This is a genomic window from Pantoea sp. CTOTU49201, assembly GCF_032054795.1.
GTDB classification, from domain to species: domain Bacteria; phylum Pseudomonadota; class Gammaproteobacteria; order Enterobacterales; family Enterobacteriaceae; genus Pantoea; species Pantoea symbiotica.
The window spans coordinates 6,807-7,228 of the sequence record NZ_DAMBSA010000243.1 but is presented as its reverse complement, the minus strand read 5'-3'; the positions used below and the strand labels follow the sequence as shown (position 1 = coordinate 7,228).

The 422-nt window shown below is 59.0% G+C and carries 1 pseudogene; it reads right to left on the bottom strand.

The features are described 5' to 3' along the window. Window positions 1-422, bottom strand: a pseudogene (locus tag RTY00_RS16230) (DNA mismatch repair protein MutL); the annotation flags it as partial.

Sequence of the window (422 nt, the reverse complement as noted above, 5' to 3'; positions counted from 1 at the left end):
ACAGTTCTGGAATCAAGATTTGTAAATTTTGTGTTCGTAACGGTAAAGGCACCGCGCGCAGCGTGACGTGCTGCCCTTCTCGTTGTAAATCAATGCCCATCTGGCTCAGCAGCGCGGCGTGATCGGTGATAGCGGCCAGCTCCGGCGCGGCAATTTTCAGGCGCACCGGTATCAGCAGCGGCTGCGGTTTTAAACCTTCTTCGCCTGGTTGCAGCTGGGCCTGTTTTAGCCAACGTGCCGCCACGGCCAGCGATAACAATTGCAGCGCGCTTCCACGTTCCAGCAGCGCATAACGATCCTGCAAAACGCTTAACACGCGGCCAAAACTTTGCGCGTGGGCGGCCAGCGGTGCTTCGCGCGTTTCCGGCTGACGCACCGGAGCCGCAGCAGGTGTAGAACGCGGCGTTTCTACCACCGCCGTT